The 24,684-nt window shown below is 50.7% G+C and carries 26 protein-coding genes and 1 riboswitch; of the genes, 12 read left to right on the top strand and 14 right to left on the bottom strand.

Annotated elements, in window-relative coordinates:
- Positions 1–136: 136 nt before the first annotated feature.
- The 5 genes from manX (at position 137) to mntP (ending at position 4,315) form a co-directional block, all read left to right on the top strand.
- On the top strand, positions 137–1,105 hold the full coding sequence (manX, locus tag HU143_RS10190; protein ID WP_000150523.1) for a PTS mannose transporter subunit IIAB: 969 nt from the start codon (positions 137–139) through the stop codon (positions 1,103–1,105).
- Positions 1,106–1,157: 52 nt separating this feature from the next.
- A complete protein-coding gene (manY, locus tag HU143_RS10185) occupies positions 1,158–1,958 on the top strand; it encodes a PTS mannose transporter subunit IIC (RefSeq protein ID WP_000406918.1) in 801 nt (266 codons plus the stop codon).
- 12 nt (positions 1,959–1,970) lie between these two features.
- On the top strand, positions 1,971–2,822 hold the full coding sequence (locus tag HU143_RS10180) for a PTS mannose transporter subunit IID (protein WP_001518647.1): 852 nt from the start codon (positions 1,971–1,973) through the stop codon (positions 2,820–2,822).
- A 58-nt stretch (positions 2,823–2,880) separates the two neighbouring features.
- Positions 2,881–3,339, top strand: coding sequence for a DUF986 family protein (locus HU143_RS10175; protein ID WP_000156280.1), 459 nt, complete (start codon positions 2,881–2,883; stop codon positions 3,337–3,339).
- Between the two features lie 196 nt (positions 3,340–3,535).
- Positions 3,536–3,637: riboswitch (yybP-ykoY riboswitch) on the top strand.
- Between the two features lie 111 nt (positions 3,638–3,748).
- Positions 3,749–4,315 (top strand): manganese efflux pump MntP, encoded by a 567-nt coding sequence (gene mntP / locus HU143_RS10170; RefSeq protein ID WP_001518359.1) that lies wholly within the window; start codon positions 3,749–3,751, stop codon positions 4,313–4,315.
- Here mntP and rlmA read toward each other — a convergent pair.
- From rlmA to mgrB, 6 genes are all read right to left on the bottom strand, one after another.
- Entirely contained in the window at positions 4,312–5,121 is an 810-nt protein-coding gene (gene rlmA, locus HU143_RS10165) for a 23S rRNA (guanine(745)-N(1))-methyltransferase (RefSeq protein WP_000010923.1), read from the bottom strand. The two genes, mntP and rlmA, sit on opposite strands and share 4 nt — an antisense overlap.
- Positions 5,122–5,186: 65 nt before the next feature.
- A complete protein-coding gene (ftsI, locus tag HU143_RS10160) occupies positions 5,187–6,932 on the bottom strand; it encodes a peptidoglycan glycosyltransferase FtsI (protein WP_000730322.1) in 1,746 nt (581 codons plus the stop codon).
- 219 nt (positions 6,933–7,151) lie between these two features.
- Positions 7,152–7,361, bottom strand: a complete 210-nt coding sequence (gene cspE, locus HU143_RS10155; protein ID WP_001062678.1) for a transcription antiterminator/RNA stability regulator CspE — start codon at positions 7,359–7,361, stop codon at positions 7,152–7,154.
- 12 nt (positions 7,362–7,373) lie between these two features.
- On the bottom strand, positions 7,374–7,517 hold the full coding sequence (locus tag HU143_RS10150; RefSeq protein WP_001537930.1) for a DUF2627 domain-containing protein: 144 nt from the start codon (positions 7,515–7,517) through the stop codon (positions 7,374–7,376).
- Between the two features lie 648 nt (positions 7,518–8,165).
- Positions 8,166–8,453: a YebO family protein gene (locus HU143_RS10145; protein ID WP_001000660.1), complete on the bottom strand. Its 288-nt coding sequence runs from the start codon at positions 8,451–8,453 to the stop codon at positions 8,166–8,168.
- 70 nt (positions 8,454–8,523) lie between these two features.
- Positions 8,524–8,667 carry a PhoP/PhoQ regulator MgrB gene (mgrB, locus tag HU143_RS10140; RefSeq protein WP_000714547.1) on the bottom strand — a complete coding sequence of 48 codons (144 nt, stop codon included), beginning with the start codon at positions 8,665–8,667 and terminating at the stop codon, positions 8,524–8,526.
- Between the two features lie 157 nt (positions 8,668–8,824).
- Here mgrB and yobH point away from each other — a divergent pair, with 157 nt between their 5' ends.
- A complete protein-coding gene (gene yobH, locus HU143_RS10135; RefSeq protein WP_001236777.1) occupies positions 8,825–9,064 on the top strand; it encodes an invasion protein YobH in 240 nt (79 codons plus the stop codon).
- Between the two features lie 211 nt (positions 9,065–9,275).
- Here the strand turns inward: yobH and kdgR are convergent, their stop codons facing one another.
- Positions 9,276–10,067 (bottom strand): DNA-binding transcriptional regulator KdgR, encoded by a 792-nt coding sequence (kdgR, locus tag HU143_RS10130; protein ID WP_001262195.1) that lies wholly within the window; start codon positions 10,065–10,067, stop codon positions 9,276–9,278.
- Positions 10,068–10,242: 175 nt separating this feature from the next.
- Between kdgR and HU143_RS10125 the strand changes: the two genes are divergently transcribed.
- Positions 10,243–11,616, top strand: a complete 1,374-nt coding sequence (locus HU143_RS10125) for an MFS transporter (protein WP_000416139.1) — start codon at positions 10,243–10,245, stop codon at positions 11,614–11,616.
- Between the two features lie 47 nt (positions 11,617–11,663).
- Here the strand turns inward: HU143_RS10125 and htpX are convergent, their stop codons facing one another.
- The 4 genes from htpX to HU143_RS10105 all read right to left on the bottom strand — a co-directional run bounded on the left by htpX (position 11,664) and on the right by HU143_RS10105 (position 16,088).
- Positions 11,664–12,545 carry a protease HtpX gene (gene htpX / locus HU143_RS10120; protein WP_000984498.1) on the bottom strand — a complete coding sequence of 294 codons (882 nt, stop codon included), beginning with the start codon at positions 12,543–12,545 and terminating at the stop codon, positions 11,664–11,666.
- Positions 12,546–12,738: 193 nt separating this feature from the next.
- On the bottom strand, positions 12,739–14,787 hold the full coding sequence (gene prc / locus HU143_RS10115) for a carboxy terminal-processing peptidase (RefSeq protein WP_001091237.1): 2,049 nt from the start codon (positions 14,785–14,787) through the stop codon (positions 12,739–12,741).
- Between the two features lie 19 nt (positions 14,788–14,806).
- Positions 14,807–15,493, bottom strand: coding sequence for an RNA chaperone ProQ (gene proQ, locus HU143_RS10110; protein WP_000431401.1), 687 nt, complete (start codon positions 15,491–15,493; stop codon positions 14,807–14,809).
- A gap of 97 nt (positions 15,494–15,590) precedes the next feature.
- Complete coding sequence (locus HU143_RS10105; protein WP_023226862.1) at positions 15,591–16,088, bottom strand: GAF domain-containing protein; 498 nt, start codon at positions 16,086–16,088, stop codon at positions 15,591–15,593.
- A gap of 128 nt (positions 16,089–16,216) precedes the next feature.
- Between HU143_RS10105 and yebS the strand changes: the two genes are divergently transcribed.
- From yebS to HU143_RS10080, 5 genes are all read left to right on the top strand, one after another.
- Entirely contained in the window at positions 16,217–17,500 is a 1,284-nt protein-coding gene (gene yebS, locus HU143_RS10100; RefSeq protein WP_001207293.1) for a membrane integrity lipid transport subunit YebS, read from the top strand.
- The gene (locus HU143_RS10095; RefSeq protein WP_001529852.1) at positions 17,469–20,102 is read left to right on the top strand and encodes a PqiB family protein; all 2,634 of its coding nucleotides are present in this window, start codon (positions 17,469–17,471) and stop codon (positions 20,100–20,102) included. The genes yebS and HU143_RS10095 overlap by 32 nt, the downstream gene beginning before the upstream one ends.
- A 77-nt stretch (positions 20,103–20,179) precedes the next feature.
- Positions 20,180–21,619, top strand: coding sequence for a 16S rRNA (cytosine(1407)-C(5))-methyltransferase RsmF (gene rsmF / locus HU143_RS10090; protein ID WP_051129280.1), 1,440 nt, complete (start codon positions 20,180–20,182; stop codon positions 21,617–21,619).
- Between the two features lie 117 nt (positions 21,620–21,736).
- Positions 21,737–21,973, top strand: coding sequence for a YebV family protein (locus HU143_RS10085; RefSeq protein ID WP_024131108.1), 237 nt, complete (start codon positions 21,737–21,739; stop codon positions 21,971–21,973).
- A gap of 110 nt (positions 21,974–22,083) precedes the next feature.
- Positions 22,084–22,275, top strand: a complete 192-nt coding sequence (locus HU143_RS10080) for a YebW family protein (RefSeq protein ID WP_000457838.1) — start codon at positions 22,084–22,086, stop codon at positions 22,273–22,275.
- Positions 22,276–22,293: 18 nt separating this feature from the next.
- Here the strand turns inward: HU143_RS10080 and pphA are convergent, their stop codons facing one another.
- From pphA to sopE2, 3 genes are all read right to left on the bottom strand, one after another.
- Positions 22,294–22,944: a protein-serine/threonine phosphatase gene (pphA, locus tag HU143_RS10075; protein ID WP_023226864.1), complete on the bottom strand. Its 651-nt coding sequence runs from the start codon at positions 22,942–22,944 to the stop codon at positions 22,294–22,296.
- Positions 22,945–23,166: 222 nt separating this feature from the next.
- Positions 23,167–23,331 carry a membrane protein gene (locus HU143_RS10070; RefSeq protein ID WP_001134856.1) on the bottom strand — a complete coding sequence of 55 codons (165 nt, stop codon included), beginning with the start codon at positions 23,329–23,331 and terminating at the stop codon, positions 23,167–23,169.
- Between the two features lie 284 nt (positions 23,332–23,615).
- On the bottom strand, positions 23,616–24,338 hold the full coding sequence (gene sopE2 / locus HU143_RS10065; protein ID WP_023226865.1) for an SPI-1 type III secretion system guanine nucleotide exchange factor SopE2: 723 nt from the start codon (positions 24,336–24,338) through the stop codon (positions 23,616–23,618).
- Positions 24,339–24,684: the final 346 nt, after the last annotated feature.

Here is a 24,684-nt window from a genome sequence, read left to right as displayed (position 1 = left end):
TTCGATATCTAAAATAATTCACGAAAATCATGCGTTTTTCGTTGTAACCCTCATCTGAATCGATTCGCTTGCGGACGGCGATTCAAAAAATACATCTGTCAAGTTGATGTGTTGACAATAATAAAGGAGGTAGCAAGTGACCATTGCTATTGTTATAGGCACACATGGTTGGGCTGCAGAGCAGTTACTTAAAACAGCCGAAATGCTGTTAGGCGAGCAGGAAAACGTCGGCTGGATCGATTTCGTTCCAGGCGAAAATGCCGAAACGCTGATCGAAAAGTACAACGCTCAGTTGGCTAAACTCGATACCAGTAAAGGCGTGCTATTTCTCGTTGATACATGGGGAGGCAGTCCGTTTAATGCTGCCAGCCGCATTGTCGTCGATAAAGAGCGCTATGAAGTTATTGCCGGCGTCAACATCCCGATGCTGGTCGAAACGTTTATGGCTCGTGACGACGATCCGAGCTTTGACGAGCTGGTCGCACTGGCGGTAGAAACCGGTCGTGAAGGCGTAAAAGCGCTGAAAGCGAAACCGGTAGAAAAAGCCGCGCCAGCGCCAGTCGCCGCCGCGCCAAAAGCGGCCACGCCGGCAAAACCGATGGGCCCGAATGATTATATGGTTATCGGGCTTGCCCGTATTGATGACCGTCTCATTCACGGTCAGGTCGCTACCCGCTGGACCAAAGAGACCAATGTCAGCCGTATTATTGTTGTGAGCGATGAAGTGGCGGCTGATACCGTACGTAAAACGCTGCTGACGCAAGTTGCGCCGCCAGGCGTTACGGCGCATGTGGTTGACGTCGCGAAGATGATTCGCGTCTACAATAACCCGAAATACGCTGGCGAACGCGTGATGCTTCTGTTTACCAATCCTACCGACGTCGAGCGCATCGTTGAGGGCGGCGTGAAAGTCACCTCCGTGAACATTGGCGGTATGGCCTATCGTCAAGGTAAAACGCAGGTGAACAACGCCGTTTCCGTCGATGAAAAGGATATCGAAGCCTTTAAAAAGCTCAACGAGCGCGGCATCGAGCTTGAGGTGCGTAAAGTTTCCACCGATCCGAAACTGAAAATGATGGATTTAATTGCCAAAGTGGCGAAATAACCGCCGGCATTTAATTAGCTTTCACACTTAAGATAGCAATAGGAGAAGTACAATGGAGATTACCACTCTTCAGATTGTGCTGGTGTTCATCGTCGCATGTATCGCGGGTATGGAGTCGGTACTTGATGAATTTCAGTTCCACCGTCCGCTGATCGCCTGTACCTTAATCGGCGCCGTTCTGGGGGACATGAAAACCGGTATTATCATCGGCGGTACTCTGGAAATGATCGCTCTGGGCTGGATGAACATCGGTGCTGCCGTTGCGCCTGATGCCGCACTGGCGTCCATCATCTCTACCGTTCTGGTCATCGCCGGGCATCAAAGCATTGGCGCCGGTATCGCGCTGGCGATTCCGCTGGCGGCGGCAGGCCAGGTACTGACCATTATCGTTCGTACCATCACCGTGGCATTCCAGCACGCGGCGGACAAGGCGGCTGAAAACGGCAACCTGACGGCGCTCTCCTGGCTGCACGTTTCTTCTCTGTTCCTGCAGGCAATGCGTATCGCTATCCCGGCGGTTATCGTTGCCATCTCTGTAGGCACCAGCGAAGTACAGGGGATGCTGAATGCGATTCCTGAAGTCGTCACAGGCGGTCTGAACATCGCCGGCGGCATGATCGTCGTGGTTGGTTATGCGATGGTTATCAACATGATGCGCGCAGGCTACCTGATGCCGTTCTTCTACCTCGGTTTCGTCACCGCGGCTTTCACAAACTTCAACCTGGTCGCACTGGGTGTCATCGGCGCAGTGATGGCTATTCTTTACATCCAGCTGAGCCCGAAATACAACCGTGTAGCGGGCGCGCCTGCAGCGGCTGCTGGCAATAACGATCTCGATAACGAACTGGACTAACAGGTGAGCGAAATGGTTGATATGACTAAAACTACCACCGAGAAAAAACTCACTCCGAGCGATATTCGCGGCGTATTTCTTCGTTCTAACCTGTTCCAGGGGTCATGGAACTTCGAACGTATGCAAGCGCTGGGCTTCTGCTTCTCTATGGTGCCGGCGATTCGTCGCCTGTATCCGGAGAATAATGACGCGCGTAAACAGGCGATTAAACGTCACCTGGAGTTCTTTAACACCCATCCTTACGTTGCGGCGCCGGTACTGGGCGTGACCCTGGCAATGGAAGAAAAGCGTGCGAACGGCGCAGAGATTGACGATGGTGCTATCAACGGTATCAAAGTCGGTCTGATGGGACCGCTGGCAGGCGTCGGCGACCCTATCTTCTGGGGTACCGTCCGTCCGGTATTCGCGGCGCTGGGCGCAGGTATTGCAATGAGCGGCAGCCTGCTTGGTCCGCTGCTGTTTTTCATCCTGTTTAACCTGGTGCGTCTGGCGACCCGTTATTATGGCGTGGCTTATGGCTACCGCAAAGGCGTCGATATCGTTAAAGATATGGGCGGCGGCTTCCTGCAAAAACTGACTGAGGGGGCGTCAATCCTCGGCCTGTTTGTCATGGGGGCATTGGTTAACAAGTGGACGCACGTGAATATCCCGCTGGTGGTCTCCACCATCACCGGTCAGGATGGTCAGACCCGCGTTACCACCGTGCAAACCATTCTCGACCAGCTGATGCCGGGTCTGGTTCCGCTACTGTTGACCTTTGCCTGTATGTGGTTGCTGCGTAAGAAAGTTAACCCGCTGTGGATTATCGTGGGCTTCTTCGTCATTGGTATCGCCGGCTACTCCGTAGGACTGCTGGGCCAGTAAGGCTGTTGTACACTACCGGGGCCAAACGGCCCCGTTTTTTTATTTCTCTGGAGGATAAATGACTATCACGGACCTGGTGCTGATTCTCTTTATTGCCGCATTATTGGCTTACGCTCTCTACGATCAGTTCATCATGCCCCGTCGCAATGGCCCCACTCTGCTTTCTATAGCCCTGCTCCGCCGCGGTCGCGTAGACAGCGTTATCTTCGTTGGGCTGGTCGCCATCCTTATTTATAACAACGTAACCAGCCACGGAGCGCAGATGACCACATGGTTATTAAGCGCGCTGGCGTTAATGGGGTTTTATATATTCTGGATCCGCACGCCACGGATCATCTTTAAACAACGTGGCTTTTTCTTCGCCAATGTCTGGATAGAATATAACCGTATTAAAGAGATGAATTTATCGGAAGACGGCGTACTGGTGATGCAATTAGAACAACGACGCTTGCTTATCCGTGTACGCAATATCGACGATCTGGAAAAAATATATAAACTTCTTATTGAAAATCAATAATCTAAGATATAGCCTCAACTATGTTTTTCGAATTTTATTTCGAATCATAATATAGCTAAGGCTATATTTTCTATTGACCAATTGTTATTTAATTTAACGTTTTATTGATGAATAAATCTAAATGAAAATCGTTTTCAATTAGAAGGCAAATAATATTTTATCGCTGTTGTTTTATATTCTAAAAATATGTTAATGTTGCGCCGTCAATTGGGGAGTAGCCGATTTCCAGACTCCGGAAATGTACGCGTCAACATACTCGTTGCAAAACGTGGCGCGTACGGACCAGCCGCCGCTGGTCAGGCGAGACCATAGGCGCATCAACTGCTGTGTATTTCGTCACAGAATGGCGACATGCATGTTTGCTGGGGGCAGTGATGTGTTTAATGGATACCCCGGTCAGGACGTTGTCATGCACTTTACTGCTACTGTTCTTCTCGCTTTCGGCATGTCGATGGATGCTTTCGCGGCATCAATTGGCAAAGGCGCCACCCTACATAAACCCAAATTCTCAGAAGCGTTGCGTACCGGCCTTATCTTTGGCGCGGTTGAAACGCTGACCCCGTTAATCGGCTGGGGGCTGGGGATATTGGCGAGTAAATTCGTTCTGGAATGGAACCACTGGATAGCCTTTGTTCTGCTGATCTTTCTGGGCGGACGCATGATCATCGAAGGTATCCGCGGCGGTAGTGATGAAGATGAAACACCGTTACGCCGCCACAGCTTTTGGCTATTAGTCACGACGGCTATCGCGACCAGCCTCGATGCGATGGCGGTTGGCGTCGGTCTGGCGTTTTTGCAGGTAAACATCATCGCTACCGCATTAGCTATCGGTTGCGCCACGCTTATCATGTCCACCCTCGGAATGATGATCGGTCGCTTTATCGGCCCAATGCTGGGTAAGCGTGCTGAAATTCTCGGCGGGGTCGTACTGATAGGAATTGGCGTCCAGATCCTCTGGACGCATTTTCACGGTTAACGGTTACGCTGCCAGAGATGAAGGTTGAAATCCGTCTGGCAGCTAAGTCCGGCGCTGGCGGCCAGTTGTTCCCACACGTCTGGCCTGGCGCGCCAGGCAAATGGCGTCATTTGCAACAGTGCTACAGCCGCTTCGGCGGTGAGCTGCATGTGATAAGCAAGGCGGGTACTCTGCTGCAATGTGAATCCGTCGAGCTGCTCGGTATACGGCGCATGTAAACGCACCTCATCATAAATGAGCCCTTTTAGTTCCATCAGATGATGCGGCCCCGGCGTGGCGGTAACGACCCAACCACCAGGTTTCACCACACGCGCCAATTCCTGCGCCTTACACGGGGCGTAGATTCTGATCACCGCATCCATTGACGCATCGGCAAAGGGCAGTCGATGGCTTGACGCCACACAAAACTTCACCTGCGAATAGCGCTTCGCCGCCGCTTTGATCGCCGTTTTAGCAACGTCCAGTCCAAACGTGGTGACTCCCGGCAACGCCTCGGCAAAAGCATGAGTGTAATACCCCTCGCCGCAGCCGATATCCAGAATCGCCGTGGCCGACTGATCCAGCCGCTCGCGCAACAGGTTAATCACCGCATCGCGCAGCGGCTGATAATGGCCCGCATCAAGAAACGCTCTCCTCGCCTGCATCATTTCGGCGCTGTCGCCCGGATCGCGCGAACGTTTATGCTGTACCGGCAGCAGATTGATGTAGCCCTCTTTCGCCACATCAAACTGATGGCGCTGTGGGCATATAACGCTGTTATTAATCTGCGTAAGCGGCTGATGGCAAAGCGGACAGGTAAACGACATGACAACTCCGGACTGGGGCGCTAAAGGGCGCAAGTGTAACGCGAATTGCGCCCCGGGAAAATCCTTTACGAGCCCGGAACCGCAACGTGGCTGCCATGCATCACCAGAAGGTGATCTGAATCGGCTGGCATACCGTCTGGCTCAACATTTTCCAGCCGCAGCACATCGCCCATGATCTGGCTGAATACGGGCGCAGATACCGCGCCGCCATAATAAGCCCCGTTTTGCGGATTATTAATCACCACCACCAGCGCAAATCTGGGGTTACTTGCCGGCGCGACGCCTGCGGTATATGCCACATACTTATCGACGTATTTACCATCATCGCCAATTTTTTTCGCCGTCCCGGTTTTGACCGCAATACGGTAGTCTCTTACTGCGGCTTTTGTTCCGCCGCCGCCAGGCAACGCGACGCTCTCCATCATATGTTCCACCTCGTGCACCAGTTCTTCCGGCATTACCCGCGTGCCGATCACGGGCGGATCAACTTTGGTGATCGATAACGGACGGTAGATACCAAAGCTGCCAATCGTGGCATAAACATGCGCCAGTTGCAGCGGCGTCACCATTAATCCATAGCCAAAAGCGAAGGTAGCGCGATCTAAATCACTCCAGTAACGGCGTTTCGGTAATAACCCGCTGCTCTCTCCGGTGAGACCCAGTCCGGTAGGCACGCCGAAACCAAAGCTTTTATAAGTATCCATTAATTTCTGCACCGGCATCGCCAGAGAAAGGTGAGAAACGCCGGTATCGCTGGATTTTTGCAAAATGCCGGTTAATGTCAGTTCCGGATAGTAACCGACGTCGCGGATACGGTGTCCATCGAGAGTAAAAGGATGGGTATCGATAACGCTGTCCGGCTGCACGATGCCCTGCTGTAACGCAGTCATAATGACCAATGGCTTCACAGTAGAACCGGGTTCGAAGGTGTCGCTAATCGCGCGGTTACGAAAATCGTCCAACTGCGCGCCTTCACGGTTGTTCGGGTTGAAATCCGGGTAGCTCGCCATCGAGAGAATTTCACCCGTTGGGATGTTAATCAATACGGCAGCGCCGGATTCCGCTTTGTTCCAGATGACGGCGTTATCCAGCGCATCTTCGGTAACCGTTTGCAGACGTTCATCAATGCTAAGCTGAAGTTCATGAGCAGGAACCGGATTCACTTCCGTAATGTTCTCAATAACGTGACCAAATTTATCTTTACGCACCAATCGGGAGCCCGGTTTTCCCGTCAGTTGCGCGTTAAAGCTCTTTTCAATACCTTCTATTCCCTGCCCGTCGATATTGGTAAAGCCGATCAAATTGGCCGCTACGTGTCCGGCAGGGTAAAAACGGCGCGACTCTTCCCGCAGGTTAATACCCGGTAGATTTAATTTATCTATCCATTCGGCTTGCTGGGGTGAAACCTGGCGCGCGAGGTAGATAAAACGGCCTGCCGGGTTACTGTTTACCCGTTCCGCAAGCGTACTGAGCGACAGATGTAGGGCGCTGGCCAGCGCCTGCCAGCGCTCATTGTAGCCAACGCCGCCTTTGCTTATGATAGTCTTCGGATCGGCCCAGACAGCATTAACCGGAACGCTCACCGCTAAGGGTCGCCCTTCTCTGTCGGTGATCATGCCGCGTGGAGAGGCCGTGGTCACTTCACGAAGCGAGCGCATATCTTCTTGTTTCACCAGTTTCGACGGCGTAACAATTTGCAGCCATGCCACCCGCCCTAACAACAATGCCATACTGAGCAGAATGGCAGTGCAAAGTAGTGCAAAACGTATGGGCGTAAAATTACGGGTATCGCCGTCGCTTTTCTTTTTCACCTGATCTCCAGCCGAATCATTTTTCAGGTGATTGATTTAACGGGAAACGGCCGGAAAAACCAGAAAAAACAATGCTAATAACATCGCGCCTTTGCAACAAATCGCTAACGAGAGCGCATCCAGACACATTTTGAAGGATATTGAATTAAAAAGCCCCGCTTTTAGCGAGGCTTTATATCTGAGGCTGACGCGACAAACGCATCAAATCAGTGGTGTCGATCAGATAGCTGTTACGTTAACAGCAGCCGGACCTTTCTGGCCGTCCTGAATTTCGAACTCAACGTTCTGGCCTTCAGCCAGAGTTTTGAAACCATTGCCCTGGATAGCGGAGAAGTGTACGAACACATCTTTGCTGCCGTCAGCCGGAGTAATGAAGCCAAAACCTTTGGATTCGTTGAACCACTTAACTTGACCTTTAATCTTTGCCATTTGCAAAATTCCTTAGAGTGTTTTCTTTGCCCGTAGGCATAACATAGATAAAACTGAGACATTACTGCTTGAGGCACTAATATAAGGTTCGGCAGAGAAGCGGTATTCAACGTCAACGTGTTTACTCAGGACTTCTTTACTGAAAATGCCACACATAAACAGAACTGTACCTCGTTTAACCCAAAGCCTGTTATCACATACAACGTTAATTATGGCAAGCCATTTTTAAACGTGTCTCGATCCGTCGCACAAATTACGAGAACCTTCACAAATTGACAGCACGTTTATGCAACAAAATTGCGAAAGATATATCCTCACGCGCTGACGGACTCCTGACAACGTCACTGCTGAAAAGCCATTTTTCTACCATAGCTCAATAACTTCGCTTCTTCCAGTGCATCAAATCACATTTAAAAGCTGTATTTTTCATATCACTTTTTATGCTGAGTTATGCATAAATTGTCACAATGATAAAAAACACCTTTTAATCAAAATAATAGAAAAGAAAAGCGATTTTCGACACCGCTTTTTGTGATGTTCTGCGTCTTTACAGAATGCCTTAAAATAATGAACAAACAATGACAATCCATAAAGAGAGAGAAACGTTTCGCTTTTAATAGAGAATGAGCGGTATCACAAAAATGCCATATGTCCATTTGTTATACATATAAAACTATGTTGCATATAAAGCCATATATTATGTAAGGTGTTGATGCTGTAGTATCAGTTGCAAACGGCAACGCGGAGAGATCCGACGGGGAAATGGGGCGTATGGCACTGGCGCCATTTGCGCCCCGGTAAGCATTATCGTTCTGCAACCAGACGAATGATGTCCTCATCCTCTTTTGGTTCGCTTGCCGCTGTTGCGGGTTCCGCTTCTTTTTCTGGTTCGTTTGCTTCGCAAAGGCGACGTAACAACGCGTTTTGCCGCTTCTGTTGATCCAATAACGCTTCGAGCAATTCTATCTGCTCGTTGGCACGGGAACTTGCCCGGTTGACAAAGAACCAGAGCGCCAGCCCCACCACCAGAACCACCATTGATACTATTAAAGATGCAAGAGAAAACGCACCAGAGTTTAAAACGTCGTTCATTTCACCACCTCAATGTAGAGACGTCATTCTACCACTGCTACACGGGAAGGAAATCTCTGGTGTAAAACGTTTACCAGGGAATAAATTTATTGATGGCGCAAATACCGCTGAAAAATTGTACATCCTGATCGCACATGATATTAAACACCTGCGCCCACAGCAACAGGCATACTACCACCACGATGCCGAGAACGACCCATCGAAATTTTTTCACTCCACTCTCCGATCTTACATCTTATGTCGCTAAATTATCATGAGTTACTTAAACCAGGAGTAACTGTAGCGGCATTATATGTTTTTAGGAATGATTCACTTGTTTCAATCAATGTACACGCTACTCTTATTCTAACTAAAAAAGAAAAGAGGTAGTAATGCGTTTGATCATTCGCGCAATTGTATTGTTTGCCCTGGTGTGGATAGGCCTGCTGATGAGCGGCTATGGCATCCTGGTGGGAAGTAAAGTGAACGCTGCGGGGCTGGGTTTACAGTGCCATTACCTGACCGCACGCGGCACCAGCACGGCGCAATATCTCCATACCAACAGCGGCATTATTGGCTTTTCCGACTGTCCCATTTTCAGAAAAATCGCCACCGTGGTGGATAATGGCTAAGCGGCAATAAATAATTTCACAGTGAAACTATCACCAATAATTCCCCTATATTGGCTGTTGTTCATAAGTACTGTTAAATAATATTTTAATAACCGTTAAATAAGCCGACAGATATTATCTACTTTTACGATTTCATCCCACCCGATGTTATAAAAAAAGCAGCTACATTTTTCGTAGCTGCTTTTTTTTAACGTCATGCTAATAACGTTGCTTAGAAGGGATAATCGTTGTAACCCATTTGTTCAGAAATTTTACGCGCGGCGGCGTGTAACATAGCCACATATTCCTGTAGGCGTTCTTCTGAAAAACGCAGCGTCGGGAACGAAATGCTTAACCCTGCGATGACTACGCCAAAACGGTCAAATACCGGTACGCCGATACAACGTAACCCTTCTTCCTGTTCTTCGTTATCTTCACCGTAGCCTTGCGCACGCACTTCATCCAACAGCGGCAGCAACGCTTCAGTGCTGGTAATCGTGCGTCCAGTGCTTTGCTTATACTCTACGCCGTCGAGAATCTGCTTAACCTCATCACGGTCGCGCCAGGCCAGAAGCACTTTACCGATGGCCGTACTGTACAGCGGATTACGACGCCCAATACGTGAGTACATCCGCAGATTGTACATAGAGTCAATTTTATGGATATAGACAATGCTGTCTTCATCCAGCGCGCCAAGATGGATAGTTTCTTTTGTCAGACGAGACAGTTCGCGCATCTGAATGTCCGCACTGCGGATGAGATCAACATTTTGCAAAGCTCGTGCGCCCAGCTCAAACAGCTTTAGCGTCAGAGAGTATTTTTCAGACTCCCCCTCCTGAGCCACGTAGCCCAGCGTTTTCATGGTTTGCAAAAAGCGATAAACGGTGCTTTTCGACATCATGACGCGCTGCGATAGCTCGGTAATCCCTATTTCACGCTCTTCACCCAGCGCCTGCAGAATGCCGAAAACTTTCAGCACAGAAGATACAGAATCAGGCTGCTTATCCAGATCTGCGTTTGCCATTTATCACCTCATTACGAGCGTTTTATAAAATTCAGAACGAGTTTTTATTATAATTTCACGCCAGGTCGCCCGCAATCCATCTTTGCTTACTTCGTTACAAATCTACGACATAACAACTCAGTATTAATGCTAACATTATTATTCAGCTCATAATTCCCCTTATTACAAAATACTTATGGAAAAAACACGGGCCGATGGCCTGCCCCTCCCGCAGAGATACGGCGCTATCCTGACGATTATTATCGGTATTTCGATGGCGGTTCTGGATGGCGCAATCGCTAATGTCGCACTGCCAACCATTGCGACTGATTTACATGCCTCCCCTGCCAGCTCTATCTGGATTGTCAATGCGTACCAAATCGCCATTGTCGTCTCACTGCTTTCCCTGTCTTTTTTAGGCGACATGTTTGGTTATCGCCGGATCTACAAATGTGGTTTAGTGGTATTTCTGCTTTCATCATTGTTTTGCGCGCTTTCAGACTCGCTGCAGATGCTGACGCTGGCGCGCATCGCGCAGGGATTTGGCGGCGCGGCGCTAATGAGCGTAAACACGGCGCTGATTCGTCTTATCTACCCCCAGCGTCATCTGGGACGAGGCATGGGAATTAACTCTTTTATCGTCGCAGTCTCTTCCGCCGCGGGTCCGACGATCGCCGCAGCGATTTTGTCCATCTCATCATGGAAATGGCTGTTTCTGATTAATGTCCCGTTAGGTATCATCGCGTTAATTCTGGCCATACGCTTTTTACCAGCAAACATCGCCCATGACACTAAGCCGCGCTTTGACTTACCGAGCGCGGTAATGAATGCGCTCACATTTGGCCTGCTGATTACCGCATTGAGCGGATTTGCCCAGGGACAGTCGCTAACGTTGATTGGCGCAGAGCTGCTCGTTCTGGTCGTGGTCGGGTTTTTCTTCGTGCGCCGCCAGCTTTCTTTGCCCGTCCCTTTGTTACCCATCGACTTGTTACGCATTCCGCTTTTTTCACTCTCGATCGGCACGTCAATTTGCTCGTTCTGCGCGCAAATGTTAGCCATGGTCTCGCTACCTTTTTATCTGCAAACCGTGCTGGGCCGTAGCGAAGTAGAAACCGGCCTGTTATTGACGCCCTGGCCACTGGCAACGATGGTGATGGCGCCGCTGGCGGGATACCTGATAGAACGTCTTCATGCCGGTTTGCTGGGGGCGCTGGGAATGGTGATAATGGCAGCCGGGTTGTTTGCGCTGGTCATGTTGCCAGCCTCCCCCTCCGATCTGAATATTATCTGGCCGATGATCCTTTGCGGCGCAGGGTTTGGCCTGTTCCAGTCGCCGAATAATCACACCATTATCACTTCCGCGCCGCGTGAGCGCAGCGGTGGCGCCAGCGGGATGCTGGGCACGGCGCGACTGTTAGGCCAAAGTACTGGCGCCGCGCTGGTAGCGCTGATGTTGAACCAGTTTGGCGATAGCGGTACGCATCTTTCGCTGCTCGCGGCGGCGATCCTGGCGACTCTCGCGGCGGTGGTGAGCGGTTTACGTATTACGCAACCACGCGTTCAGGCGTAAAAAAAGCGCGTCATTCGACGCGCTTTTCATACTTGCCAGTGGGCTTATTATTTCAGGTACTCACCGCTACGCAGCGCTTCAATGCGTTTATCCAGCGGTGGGTGCGTCATAAATAGCTCGCTTAACGATTTCGATTTACCGTTAATACAAAACGCCATCATGCTAGTCGCTTCTTGCGGCTCGTAGCTGGTTTTCAGGCGCTGCAACGCGGCAATCATTTTTTCACGGCCAACCAGCTTCGCCGATCCCGCATCGGCATGAAACTCACGGTAACGGGAGAACCACATGGTGATGATGCTCGCCAGAATACCGAAGACCAGTTCCAGCACCGTCGCAACGGCGAAATAGATTAGCGGATTACCGTTACTTCCTTCGCCTTCATCGCGGTTGCCGCCCAGAAAACCAGCAGCAATTTGCGCGATAATGCGCGAAATAAAGATAACGAAGGTGTTAACCACCCCCTGAATCAACGTCATCGTCACCATATCGCCATTGGCAATATGGCTGATTTCATGCGCAATGACGGCTTCCGCTTCGTCAGGGCTCATGTTTTGCAATAGACCGGTGCTCACAGCGACCAATGAGGCGTCACGGCGTGCGCCCGTCGCAAACGCGTTAATGTCCGGCGCATGGTAGATAGCAACCTGCGGCATGGCGATACCGGCCTGGCGCGCTTGCGTTGCTACGGTGTTCATCAACCAGCGTTCTCTTTCATTGCGAGGCTGTTCAATAACTTCCCCTCCTACGGATTTTAACGCCATCCATTTGGACATCAGCAATGAAATAAAAGAACCGCCAAAACCAAACAGCAGCGCCATGATCAGCAAGCCTTGCACGCTGCTCGACTGTATCCCTGTCAGGCTCAGAACCAGCCCGAAAACGACCATCACGGCCAGGTTCGTCAGCAGGAAGAGCGCGATTCGCATCATAATTTTCTTTTAACCTCAATTTAACAAAGCGCACTATGCGATTACCCACATCGTATGGGTCTTATGGCTATTTTCAAGCATCACCAGGCGGTAAGTCACGAGAAAAACACAACTTTACATTTTGTAGCATTATCCTGACGACTTCTGCGCTTGTTAAAAAAAAACAGGCACAATTTTTTGTGCCTGTTTAGCGTTACTTATTGGCTGCCGCCTGCTCCGCTGGTTTTTCTTTTTCAAGATGCGCCAGGTCCAGAGCAATCTTCACCGTTTCATCAAGGTACGGGTCCGGCTCCTGGTAATCCTTTGGCAGATCGTCCAGTTTCTTCAGCAACGGTTTACCCTCACGTTTAAACCGATCGTTAATACGCGCCAGACGCAGAGCGTCTTCTTCATTGTTCTCTTTCTCACGCTGCGCATAATTCAGAGAGACGATGTTGCGCTTATCCTTCATGGCATTGAAACGTGCGATATCCTTCATGATGTACTGGAACTCAGGATCTTTGGCGATACGCGCGTTGTGTTCTTTCAATAATTCCGGGCCAAACGGGGCCAAATCGTCCGATTTCACGTATTTCGCCGCATCAATGCTATCCCACGGCAAGGCGTTATCTTCAAATTTTTCTCCGGTTTCCGTCTCTTCATTGCCAGTCGGCATGATGATATCCGGCGTGACCCCTTTACGCTGCGTACTACCGCCGTTGACACGGTAAAACTTCTGAATGGTGTACTGCACCGAACCCAGCGCAGGCCATTCCGGGCGAAGCATCTGATCGTAAATTCGGTTTAGCGAACGATATTGCTGTACCGTACCTTTACCGAAGGTCGGCTCACCGACAATCAGCGCGCGGCCATAATCCTGCATCGCGGCAGCGAAGATTTCCGATGCCGAGGCACTGAAACGATCGACCAGCACCACCAGCGGGCCTTTGTAGTAGACCACGCCGTCGGTGTCGCTATCCTCACGCACTTTGCCGTTATTGTCGCGCACCTGAACTATCGGACCAGAAGGGATAAACAGACCGGAAAGCGAAACGGCTTCCGTCAGCGCCCCACCGCCGTTTGAACGCAGATCGATAACGATGCTGTTAACGTTCTGTTTTTCCAGCTTCTGAAGCTGAACTTTGACATCATCGGTCAAGCCAACATAGAAGCCTGGAATATCCAGTACGCCAACTTTTTCCTTGCCGACGGTTTTCACCGACATTTTAACCGCGCGATCTTCAAGACGAATCCGTTCACGCGTCAGCGTGATAATACGCGTTTTCGTCCCCTTGCCAGCCGGCAGTATTTCCAGTCGAACCTTGCTGCCTTTTGGCCCTTTGATCAGCGCCACCACATCGTCAAGACGCCAGCCAATGACGTCGACCATCGGTTTTCCGGCCTGCCCTACGCCGACGATACGATCGCCGACGCTAATCGACTTGCTCTTCGCTGCCGGGCCACCGGCAACCAATGAGTTAATGACAGTATAATCGTCATCCATTTGCAGCACCGCGCCGATACCTTCCAGAGACAGGCTCATTTCGGTATTAAACTGCTCGGTATTGCGGGGAGAAAGATAATTCGTATGCGGGTCGATTTCACGCGCAAAAGCGGTCATCGCCAGCGAGAACACATCTTCACTGTTGGTCTGCGCCAGGCGACGAATAGCGAATTTGTAGCGACGCGTCAGCGTTTCGCGAATTTCTTTGTCGCTCTTGCCGGTGAGTTTCAGACTGAGCTCATCGAATTTCACTTTACCATCCCACAGCGCATTTAGCTCAGCCTCATCTTTCGGCCAGGGCGCTTTACTGCGGTCCAGGTTAAACGTATCGTTTCCGGTGAAATCCATTGGCCGTTCCAGCACTTTTAGCGCGTACTGGTAACGTTCAAACCGGCGCTTTTGCGCCAGGTTATAAAGATCGTAAAAAACATCCAGCTTACCCGTGCGCAGCTCATCGCCCAACACGGTTTTCTTTTTCGCAAACTGCTCGACATCGCTCGCCAACAAAACGTTGTGGCTATAGTCGAGAAGATTCAGATAGCGATCAAAAATCTTTGCCGAAAATGCCTCATCCAGATCGAACTGGCGATAGTGGGAGCGGGTAAAACGCGACGTTACGCGCTCGCTCACCGTCGCATGTTGCGTCTCTTCCTTTAGTACGGGAATTTGATCGGCACGCGTAATATCTTCCACGGCGAAGGACTGGCCTGCTAATGCAAGCAGGCCAGCTAACGCGGTAAGCCTAAAAAAAGTGTTCATGCCAGGCCTGGCCTCCGTTTCAGAACACCAGGTGTTCTGCGCGTACAATCAAAGACATACCCGAATTCAGCTGTACACGGACACCATCTTTGGTGATTTCTAATACGGTGGCATCCATCGCATTATTACCCGCTTTCACCTTGAGGGACTGCCCTACGGTCAATACTGAAATATCAGAAACCGGCGTGTGCTTCTCTTCGCGAGGCGCACGCGGCGCTTTCGTCGTCGGTTTATCAGCGCGAGGTTTACGTTCAGCGCCTTCTTTACGACGCGCTACCGGGCGAGGTTTACGCTCGCGTCGCGGCGCGTCTTCTTTTTCGCCAGCCGCCGCGGCAGCTTCGCGTTTTTTCGCTTGCTGCTCTGCGCGCTGCGCCTGAACACGGGCTTTGGCTTCTTCAAGCTGCTTACGCGCATGTTCGACATGCTGTTCTTCCAGCTCGCCACACGGATTGCCATCAAGGTCGACGCGCGTTGCGCCCGGCTTAACGCCGTACAGGTAACGCCAGCTTGAAGTATAAAGACGTAAAGCGGAACGAAGTTGCGTTTTGCTGAGGTTCATTTCGCCCCCAACTCGCTCTACCAGATCCTGAAAAATACCAATTTTCAGCGGGCGAGCTTCGCCTTCCGCACTAAAACAGTGAGGAAAACGCTCGGCCAGAAACGCGATAACTTCTTTACTGCTATTCAACTTAGGTTGATTTTCCATGAAATTTCCTGATTACAACGGACGTAGCCAACAAGCAGCAGGCATGAACAGGCGTCATTATAATGACGCCATCAGTAATTGCTACGTTATCCGTTGATTATCCTGCGACGCTCGCAAAGAATTTTTTGTAATCCGTCGTTGCAAGCACGGTTTCAAGCTGTGCGACCAGCGTACGCAGGCCGTGTTCATCTTCTTCGGTAAAACGGCCAAACGCCGTGCTATCTATATCCAGCACGCCGATAATCCGTTCGCCAACCGTGACAGGCAGCACAATTTCGGCGTTGCTGGTGGCATCACAGGCAATATGGCCGTCAAACGCATGAACATCATCAATACGTTGAACCTTATTCTGCGCTACCGCTGCGCCGCACACGCCGCGACCAACCGGAATCCGCACGCAGGCGATTCGCCCCTGAAACGGCCCCAATACCAGCGTATCGCCTTCGAGGAGATAAAATCCTGCCCAGTTCACCTCGGTAAGGCGTTCGAACAGTAGCGCGCTGGTATTCGCCAGCGTAGCCAGAAAGCTGGTTTCACCTGCCATTAACGACTGAAAATCGCGGTTTAACGCCGCGTATAGTTCTGTTTTGCTCATTATATAATCACTTCGTGGTCTTACTCCTAAACACAGGCTATTAAAATAAGCATTAAATGCGTTCTTGCTCAAGATTATTCCTGTCATGAGTTAAGATTACATTATTCTAACACTTTGATTCACGATACATGGCTCTGAACACCTCACACGTCACGCCAACAAAAAAGCTAACGATCAGGTCAATTAGCGAAGCGCTGCCGCGCAGCCACTACCAGCGCTGCCCTGAATGCGACATGCTGTTCAGCTTGCCGGAGATGAGCGCTCATCAAAGCGCTTATTGTCCTCGTTGCCAGGCCAAAATTCGCGATGGGCGCGACTGGTCGCTGACGCGGCTGACCGCGATGGCGGTAACCATGCTGCTATTGATGCCGTTTGCCTGGAGCGAACCGCTACTCCATATCTACCTTTTGGGCGTACGCATTGATGCCAATGTGATGCACGGCATCTGGCAAATGACGCAACAGGGCGATCCGTTAACCGCCGCAATGGTGCTCTTTTGCGTGGTGGGCGCGCCGCTTATTCTGGTTTTTTCAATTGCTTATCTGTGGTTTGGCAGCCTTCTCGGCATGAATCTGCGTCCAGTCCTGCTAATGTTGGAAAAACTGAAAGAGTGGGTGATGCTGGACATCTATCTGGTCGGTATTGGCGTTGCCTCTATCAAAGTGCAGGACTATGCCTTTCTGCAGCCGGGCATCGGGCTTTTAGCGTTCGTCTCGTTGGTGGTTCTTAGCATTCTGACTATGATTCATTTGAATGTGGAGCAACTATGGGAACGATTTTATCCGCAGCGCCCTGCTCAACGCGCGGACGAAAGATTGCGCGTCTGTCTTGGCTGCCACTTTAGCGGCTATCCGGATGCGAAAGGACGCTGCCCGCGTTGTCATATTCCGCTACGGTTACGTAGAAAACAGAGCATACAGAAGTGTTGGGCGGCCTTGCTGGCGTCTATTGTTTTTTTGCTGCCGGCAAACCTGCTGCCTATCTCGGTAATCTACATTAATGGCGGGCGTCAGGAAGATACTATCCTGTCGGGCATCATGTCGCTTGCCAGCAGCAATATCGCCGTCGCCGCCGTCGTTTTTATCGCCAGTATTTTGGTGCCGTTTACCAAAGTCATTGTGATGTTTACGCTACTGTTGAGTATCCATTTTAAATGCGAACAGGGACTGCGGACGCGAATTCTGTTGCTGCGTCTGGTGACATGGATAGGCCGTTGGTCGATGCTGGATCTTTTCGTTATCTCGTTAACCATGTCTCTGATTAATCGCGATCAGATTCTGGCTTTTACTATGGGACCGGCTGCGTTTTATTTCGGCGCAGCGGTAATTTTGACTATTCTTGCAGTGGAATGGCTGGATAGCCGCTTACTTTGGGATGCACATGAGTCAGGAAACGCCCGCTTCGAAGACTGAAGCGCAAATTAAAACCAAACGCCGTATTTCACCTTTCTGGCTGCTACCGCTTATCGCGCTAATGATCGCAGGGTGGCTAGTATGGGATAGCTACCAGGATCGCGGCAATAGCGTGACTATCGATTTTATGTCGGCGGACGGTATCGTACCGGGCCGTACTCCCGTGCGTTATCAGGGAGTAGAAGTCGGCACCGTGGAAGATGTCAGTCTGAGCAAAGATCTGCGCAAAATTGAAGTTCGCGTCAGTATCAAATCAGATATGGAAGATGCGTTGCGCGAAGAGACGCAATTCTGGCTGGTGACGCCCAAAGCCTCGCTGGCGGGCGTTTCCGGCCTGGATGCGTTGGTCGGCGGGAATTACATCGGTATGATGCCAGGTAAAGGCAAGCCCAGAGATCATTTCGTCGCCCTGGATACACAGCCTAAATACCGGCTTAGCAACGGCGATCTGATGATTCATCTCAATGCGCCGGATCTCGGTTCGCTTAATAGCGGTTCACTGGTCTATTTCCGTAAAATCCCTGTCGGACGGGTGTATGACTATTCGATTAACCCTAACAAACAAGGCGTAACGATTGACGTTCTGATTGAGCGACGGTTTACCGATCTGGTGAAAAAAGGCAGCCGTTTCTGGAATGTCTCCGGCATTGACGCCGATCTAAGCCTGAGCGGCGCGAAGGTGAAACTGGAGAGCCTCGCGGCCCTGGTCAATGGCGCGATTGCGTTTGACTCGCCGGACAATTCCAAACCCGCCGCCCAGGATGACACGTTCGGCTTATATAAAGATTTAGCCCACAGCCAACGAGGGGTAATCGTTAAACTTGAGCTGCCCAGTGGAGACGGTCTGAAGGCGGAATCTACGCCGCTCATGTACCAGGGACTGGAGGTGGGTGAGCTTTCGAAACTGACGCTCAACCCTGGCGGTAAAGTCACCGGAGAGATGACCGTCGACCCCAGCGTTGTTCCGCTGATGCGGGAAAATACGCGCATTGAGTTGCGCAATCCCAAACTGTCGCTAAGTGACGCGAATATCAGTTCGTTGTTAACCGGAAAAACCTTCGAGCTGGTGCCGGGCGACGGCGAACCGCGCAGTGAATTTGTGGTGGTGCCGGGTGAAAAAGCCCTGCTGCATGAGGCGAATGCCTTAACCCTGACGCTGACGGCCCCGGAAAGTTACGGCATCGAACCGGGCCAGCCGTTAATTTTACATGGCGTAAAAATTGGCCAGGTCATTGAGCGCAACTTATCCAGTAAAGGCGTGTCATTCACCGTCGCGATTGAACCGCAGCACCGGGATTTGGTACAGGGCGACAGTAAATTCGTGGTCAACAGCCGGGTGGATGTCAAAGTCGGCCTTGACGGCGTAGAGTTCCTCGGCGCCAGCGCCAGCGAGTGGATTGACGGCGGAATTCGCATTTTACCCGGTACGAGCGGGAAGATGAAATCCACCTACCCGCTCTATGCTAACCTGGAAAAAGCGCTGGAAAATAGCCTCAGTGACTTACCGACTACCACCCTGACGCTGACGGCCGAAACGTTGCCGGATGTCCAGGCAGGTTCCGTCGTGCTGTATCGAAAATTTGAAGTAGGCGAAGTCATCACCGTTCGCCCACGCGCCAATACCTTTGACATCGACCTGCATATTAAGCCGGAATATCGCCACCTGTTAACCAGCAATAGCGTGTTCTGGGCGGAAGGCGGCGCGAAGGTGCAACTTAACGGCAGCGGCCTAACGGTACAGGCCTCGCCACTCTCCCGCGCGCTGAAAGGGGCCATTAGTTTTGATAACCTGAGCGGCGCCAGCGCCAGTCGGCGCAAAGGCGATAAACGCATTCTTTATGCTTCAGAAACTTCCGCCCGCGCGGTAGGCGGACAAATTACGCTGCACGCGTTCGACGCCGGAAAATTGGCGGAGGGGATGCCCATTCGTTACCTCGGTATTGATATCGGCCAGATCCAGACGCTGGAATTGATCACCGCACGTAATGAAGTGCAGGCAAAAGCCGTACTTTATCCGGAGTACGTGCAAACATTTGCTCGCGCCGGGACACGTTTTTCCGTTATTACGCCACAAATTTCCGCGGCGGGCGTCGAGCATCTGGATACGATTCTCCAGCCCTATATTAACGTTGAGCCAGGACGCGGCGCGGCGCGGCGCGACTTTGAACTGCAGGAAGCCACGATTACCGACTCACGCTATCTGGATGGGTTAAGCATCGTCGTGGAGGCGCCAGAAGCAGGCTCGCTTAATATTGGTACACCCGTCCTGTTCCGCGGTATCGAAGTGGGAACCGTCACCGGAATGTCCCTGGGGTCGCTCTCCGATCGCGTGATGATCACCTTGCGTATCAGTAAGCGTTACCAATATCTGGTGCGTAATAACTCCGTATTCTGGCTTGCCTCCGGCTATAGTCTCGACTTTGGTCTGACAGGCGGCGTGGTGAAAACGGGGACATTTAATCAGTTCATCCGTGGCGGTATCGCCTTCGCTACTCCACCAGGTACGCCTCTGGCGCCAAAAGCGCAAGCCGGTAAGCATTTCCTGTTACAAGAGAGCGAACCGAAAGAGTGGCGTGAATGGGGCACCGCTCTGCCACGTTAAACACCCGGCTCCGGCGTACTCGCGCCGGAGCGTTTTATGCTACACTGCGCGCCTGTTTTTTTGCCGGCGATACACCTGTGGCTCAACACGCTGTCTATTTTCCTGACGCTTTTCTGACGCAAATGCGTGAAGCAATGCCTTCCACGCTCTCTTTTGATGAATTTATTTCGGCCTGCCAACGCCCGTTGCGCCGCAGTATACGCATCAATACGCTTAAAATATCCGTGGCTGATTTCCTTGCCCTAATCGCGCCCTACGGCTGGTCGCTCACGCCAATTCCGTGGTGTCATGAAGGATTCTGGATCGAGCGCGATGATGAAGAGGCATTGCCGCTTGGCAGTACCTCTGAGCATTTAAGCGGCCTGTTTTACATTCAGGAGGCCAGTTCGATGCTGCCGGTCGCGGCCCTGTTCGCCGATGATAATCATCCGCAGCGGGTCATGGATATGGCAGCGGCGCCTGGCTCCAAAACCACGCAGATCGCTGCCCGCATGGGGAACCGCGGCGCCATTCTGGCCAACGAATTTTCGGCCAGCCGAGTCAAAGTTCTGCACGCTAATATCAGCCGATGTGGAATCGCCAATACCGCACTGACGCATTTCGATGGCCGCGTATTTGGCGCTGCGTTACCGGAGATGTTTGACGCTATCCTGCTGGATGCGCCCTGCTCTGGCGAAGGCGTAGTACGTAAAGATCCTGATGCGCTAAAAAACTGGTCGCCAGAAAGCAATCTGGATATCGCGGCTACACAGCGGGAACTGCTCGACAGCGCTTTTCATGCTTTACGACCCGGCGGCACGCTGGTCTACTCCACCTGCACGTTAAATCGCCAGGAAAACGAAGCGGTCTGCCTCTGGCTGCAAGAGACCTACGCCGACGCCGTTGAATTTTTGCCGCTGGGTGATCTGTTTCCTGACGCTGACCGCGCCCTCACCCCGGAAGGCTTCCTGCACGTCTTCCCGCAAATTTACGACTGCGAAGGATTCTTCGTCGCACGTCTGCGTAAAATGTCATCCCTTCCAGCCATGCCCGCGCCGGGGTATAAAGTGGGGGCGTTTCCTTTTACCCCCCTCAAAGGCCGCGAAGCATTACACGTTACCCAGGCGGCCAACGCCGTCGGACTGTTATGGGATGAAAATCTCCATCTTTGGCAGCGTGAAAAAGAGGTCTGGCTGTTCCCGGCAGAGATTGAATCACTGATCGGAAAAGTCCGTTTTTCCCGGCTCGGCATTAAGCTGGCCGAAAGTCATAATAAAGGCTATCGCTGGCAACATGAGGCGACGATAGCCCTTGCCTGCCCGACTCATGCTCACGCGTTCGAACTCTCTGCGCAAGAGGCGGAGGAGTGGTATCGCGGTCGGGATATTTATCCGCAAACCCCCCCTGCCGCTGATGATGTCCTGGTGACGTTCCAGCGTCAGCCGCTTGGTCTGGCAAAACGTATCGGCTCAAGAATAAAGAACAGTTACCCGCGTGAACTGGTGCGGGATGGCAAACTCTTTACTGGTAATAGCTAAAAGGCGCACAAAAAAACCGCACTTTTTGACTGGCGCTTTTGCGTACGTTGACTACGCTGAAAAATGGACGACTAAACTGGTCGTACCACAATTAGCGTATTAACGGAGAGCACGATGATGAAAACCAGTGTGCGCATTGGCGCTTTTGAAATCGACGATGCCGAATTACATGGCGAATCGCCGGGGGAGCGAACGTTAACTATCCCCTGTAAATCCGATCCGGATTTATGTATGCAACTGGATGCCTGGGATGCCGAAACCAGCGTTCCCGCCATTCTCAACGGGGAACATTCCGTTTTGTTCCGTACTCATTACGATCCTAAATCTGATGCCTGGGTCATGCGTCTTGCCTGACTCAAAAAGAACCCGTCGCCAGGCGGGTTATTTATTCTTCATTTTCTCATTTCCCCCCTGCGCTAACCTCTCCTACACTATCGTGTAAAGTAGTTAACATTGAGGATGTAATGTTCGCGCTGGTACTTTTTGTATGTTACCTGGATGGAGGATGCGAGGATATTGTCGTGGACATCTACGATACCGAGCAGCAGTGTCTTTATTCGATGGACGATCAACGGATTCGCCATGGCGGCTGTTTTCCGGTAGAGGATTTTATCGACGGCTTCTGGCGACCTGCGCAGCAATATAGCGATTTTTAACCCTGGTCGCTGATACCGCTATTGTATCCGCGCTAACGTCAATTGCCCGCCAAATACCGCGCCCGTATCAATATAGTGTACGTTGGCGAAATCCATGCGCCGACGCAACGGCGTATGGCCAAACCAAAAATGATCGGCACCGCTAATCCCGCCGCGCTTATTTATGAGCCGTTCGCGGCTCCAGAGAACCTGATGTAAGTCGACCTTTTTTTGCCATTGATAGGTTGACGCGGGGTAATCAGCATGAGCGATCACATGCGTGCTATGGCGGCAGCGAACTTCCAGTATCCAGGGCAGCCGCTGACAAAGGATAAAAAGCGCTTCAGCTTGCGCAGCGTGTTCAGCCGTCAGGCGGGTAAACCAGTCGCCACCATTCATCAACCACAGCGTCGACTGCGATGAGGCCCGCGCATCCAGCGCCATTTGTTCATGATTGCCGCGAACCGCCGTCATCCAGGACTCACGCAGTAAAGCCAGGCAACCCAGGCTGTCCGGGCCTCTATCAATGATATCGCCCACAGAAACTAACAAGTCTTGTTGCGGATCAAATCGACACTCACGTAACCTTTTCATTAACATTGAAAAACAGCCGTGAATATCGCCGACCACCCAGACATGCCGCCAATTCTTTGCCTCTATTCGCTGATAAATCTCTTCAGGCCGCATCATATTTTTCCTGCCGTTCATTATCCAGGACAGATATAAAAGGATAGCGTGTGCAGATTTTCTTGCTTAGTAAACGTGCTCTGTTGTAAATAGCGAATTTCATCAGTAGCGAGTAAATGCTTTGTTATCATCGCAATAAAATATAACTGACTGCGCCAGGGAGCGTTATCCCCTGGCGCAGCGAGCTACTCACTATCACCTGTTCGCGTTCAATATTCTCCCTCCTTAAAAACATATCGGAAACATAAACCACATCGCCTCAGCACACGATATAGCACACTCTTTAGCGGAGTGATCCTCAAGGCAAACCAGCGCCAATGCAGGTGTCGTTACCGTGGCGACCATCGCCCCCACAAACAGGCGCAGCACAATTTTTTTTAAAGGTGGCATAACCTCTCCTGACAGTTAACAGACCATTAATCCTTATCGAGACATCATCCGTGCGCGGGTATCATAGACTTAACAACACGCAGCGTTTCAAAAAAAGCTGTCTGGTTATACCGGCATTTAGAGTAATAACAATTATTTTAAGTTTTAAGCGTATCCATTTGATTTTTATATTAAAATAAATATGACGACGTTTTGTTAAAAGCGTCGCCATAAAAATGAATATATAGTTTCAGAAAATCTGCTATTAATTCATACGGTTAATAGCGGTATTGTGTTTGCTATCTTCAGGAGGCATTCTGAAGATGCTTATTCGCAATATTTTCTATAGTTAACTGAAATTGTTGTGGCGTCGGCATCGTCCCCTTATTAAACAGCGGCGTAACCTCTTTCATAACGATTTTCTCAGCATACGCTTTAAAAGACACTTGCTGATTATGATTTATAAACATATGCGGATATTTAATGCTCGCTGCAGCAATGAGGGGGACGACAAAAGGATTCGCCCCTGCCCCACCTGGAGTAAATACGCCGTTTTTTATCTCCCCAGGTAGCCCCGCATTCTGCGCAGCCTCTCCTATCTCTTTCAGAAAGGGGGTAATACTGACCCCTTTACTGATGAGTAATTTACAACAGTGATCTTTATTATTACTGTACACGGCTGATAATATGGCTTCGCATGTCTGACGAGCATAGGCCGGATCTTTACTCGCATTACCTTTGATATCCAGGCTATTGAGCTTTTGCAGCATAAAATCTTTAACAGTTTTACTGGTTAATACTGCCCTACCCTCAGAGGCGCTCCCACGATGAAAATAGGTAGTCGGTATGTCTGTTTGTTGATGCAGGCTAAAACGATCTGACAGACTCGTCGACAGGCTGATAAAGCTATTTCTAACGGCAGTAATACTTTTTGCAAAAATGTCCTTCTCCGTTGTTTTTTCTTTTACTGGTTCAACGTCACTTCTATGGATTCTGTAGTGCTGGGTGGATAGTGTTATGTTAGTCACGGTAGTTCTCCTTTTAGATAACTATGCATAGCTACACTTTGTCTATATTTCTTGCTTTCAAAAAATAGCCACCTTCTCCACAACCATTTTTACTCATTGATATTTATAAATTTTATTTTCCTGATGGATTTTGTTCTTCTGTCACTTAGCCTGTTTTTTTTCGGCGCAAGGTGATCGACTTTTATCGAGGAACATTTTTATCGGGACAACCCTGAACAGGTAAAACATCACTTCAATTCAACTGCTGCGTCACATAAAACATTCATGAATATTATTATTTATGCTGATGTTGTTACGATTTTGCCCCCATTCGCAGGCTGGCTACCAATTATCCTGCCAGCGAGTT

Origin of the sequence: Salmonella sp. SJTUF14076, from assembly GCF_015534835.1 — a bacterium.
Lineage (GTDB): Bacteria > Pseudomonadota > Gammaproteobacteria > Enterobacterales > Enterobacteriaceae > Salmonella > Salmonella enterica.
The sequence above is the reverse complement of the archived record's forward strand: the minus strand, read 5'-3'. Positions and strand labels throughout refer to the sequence as shown.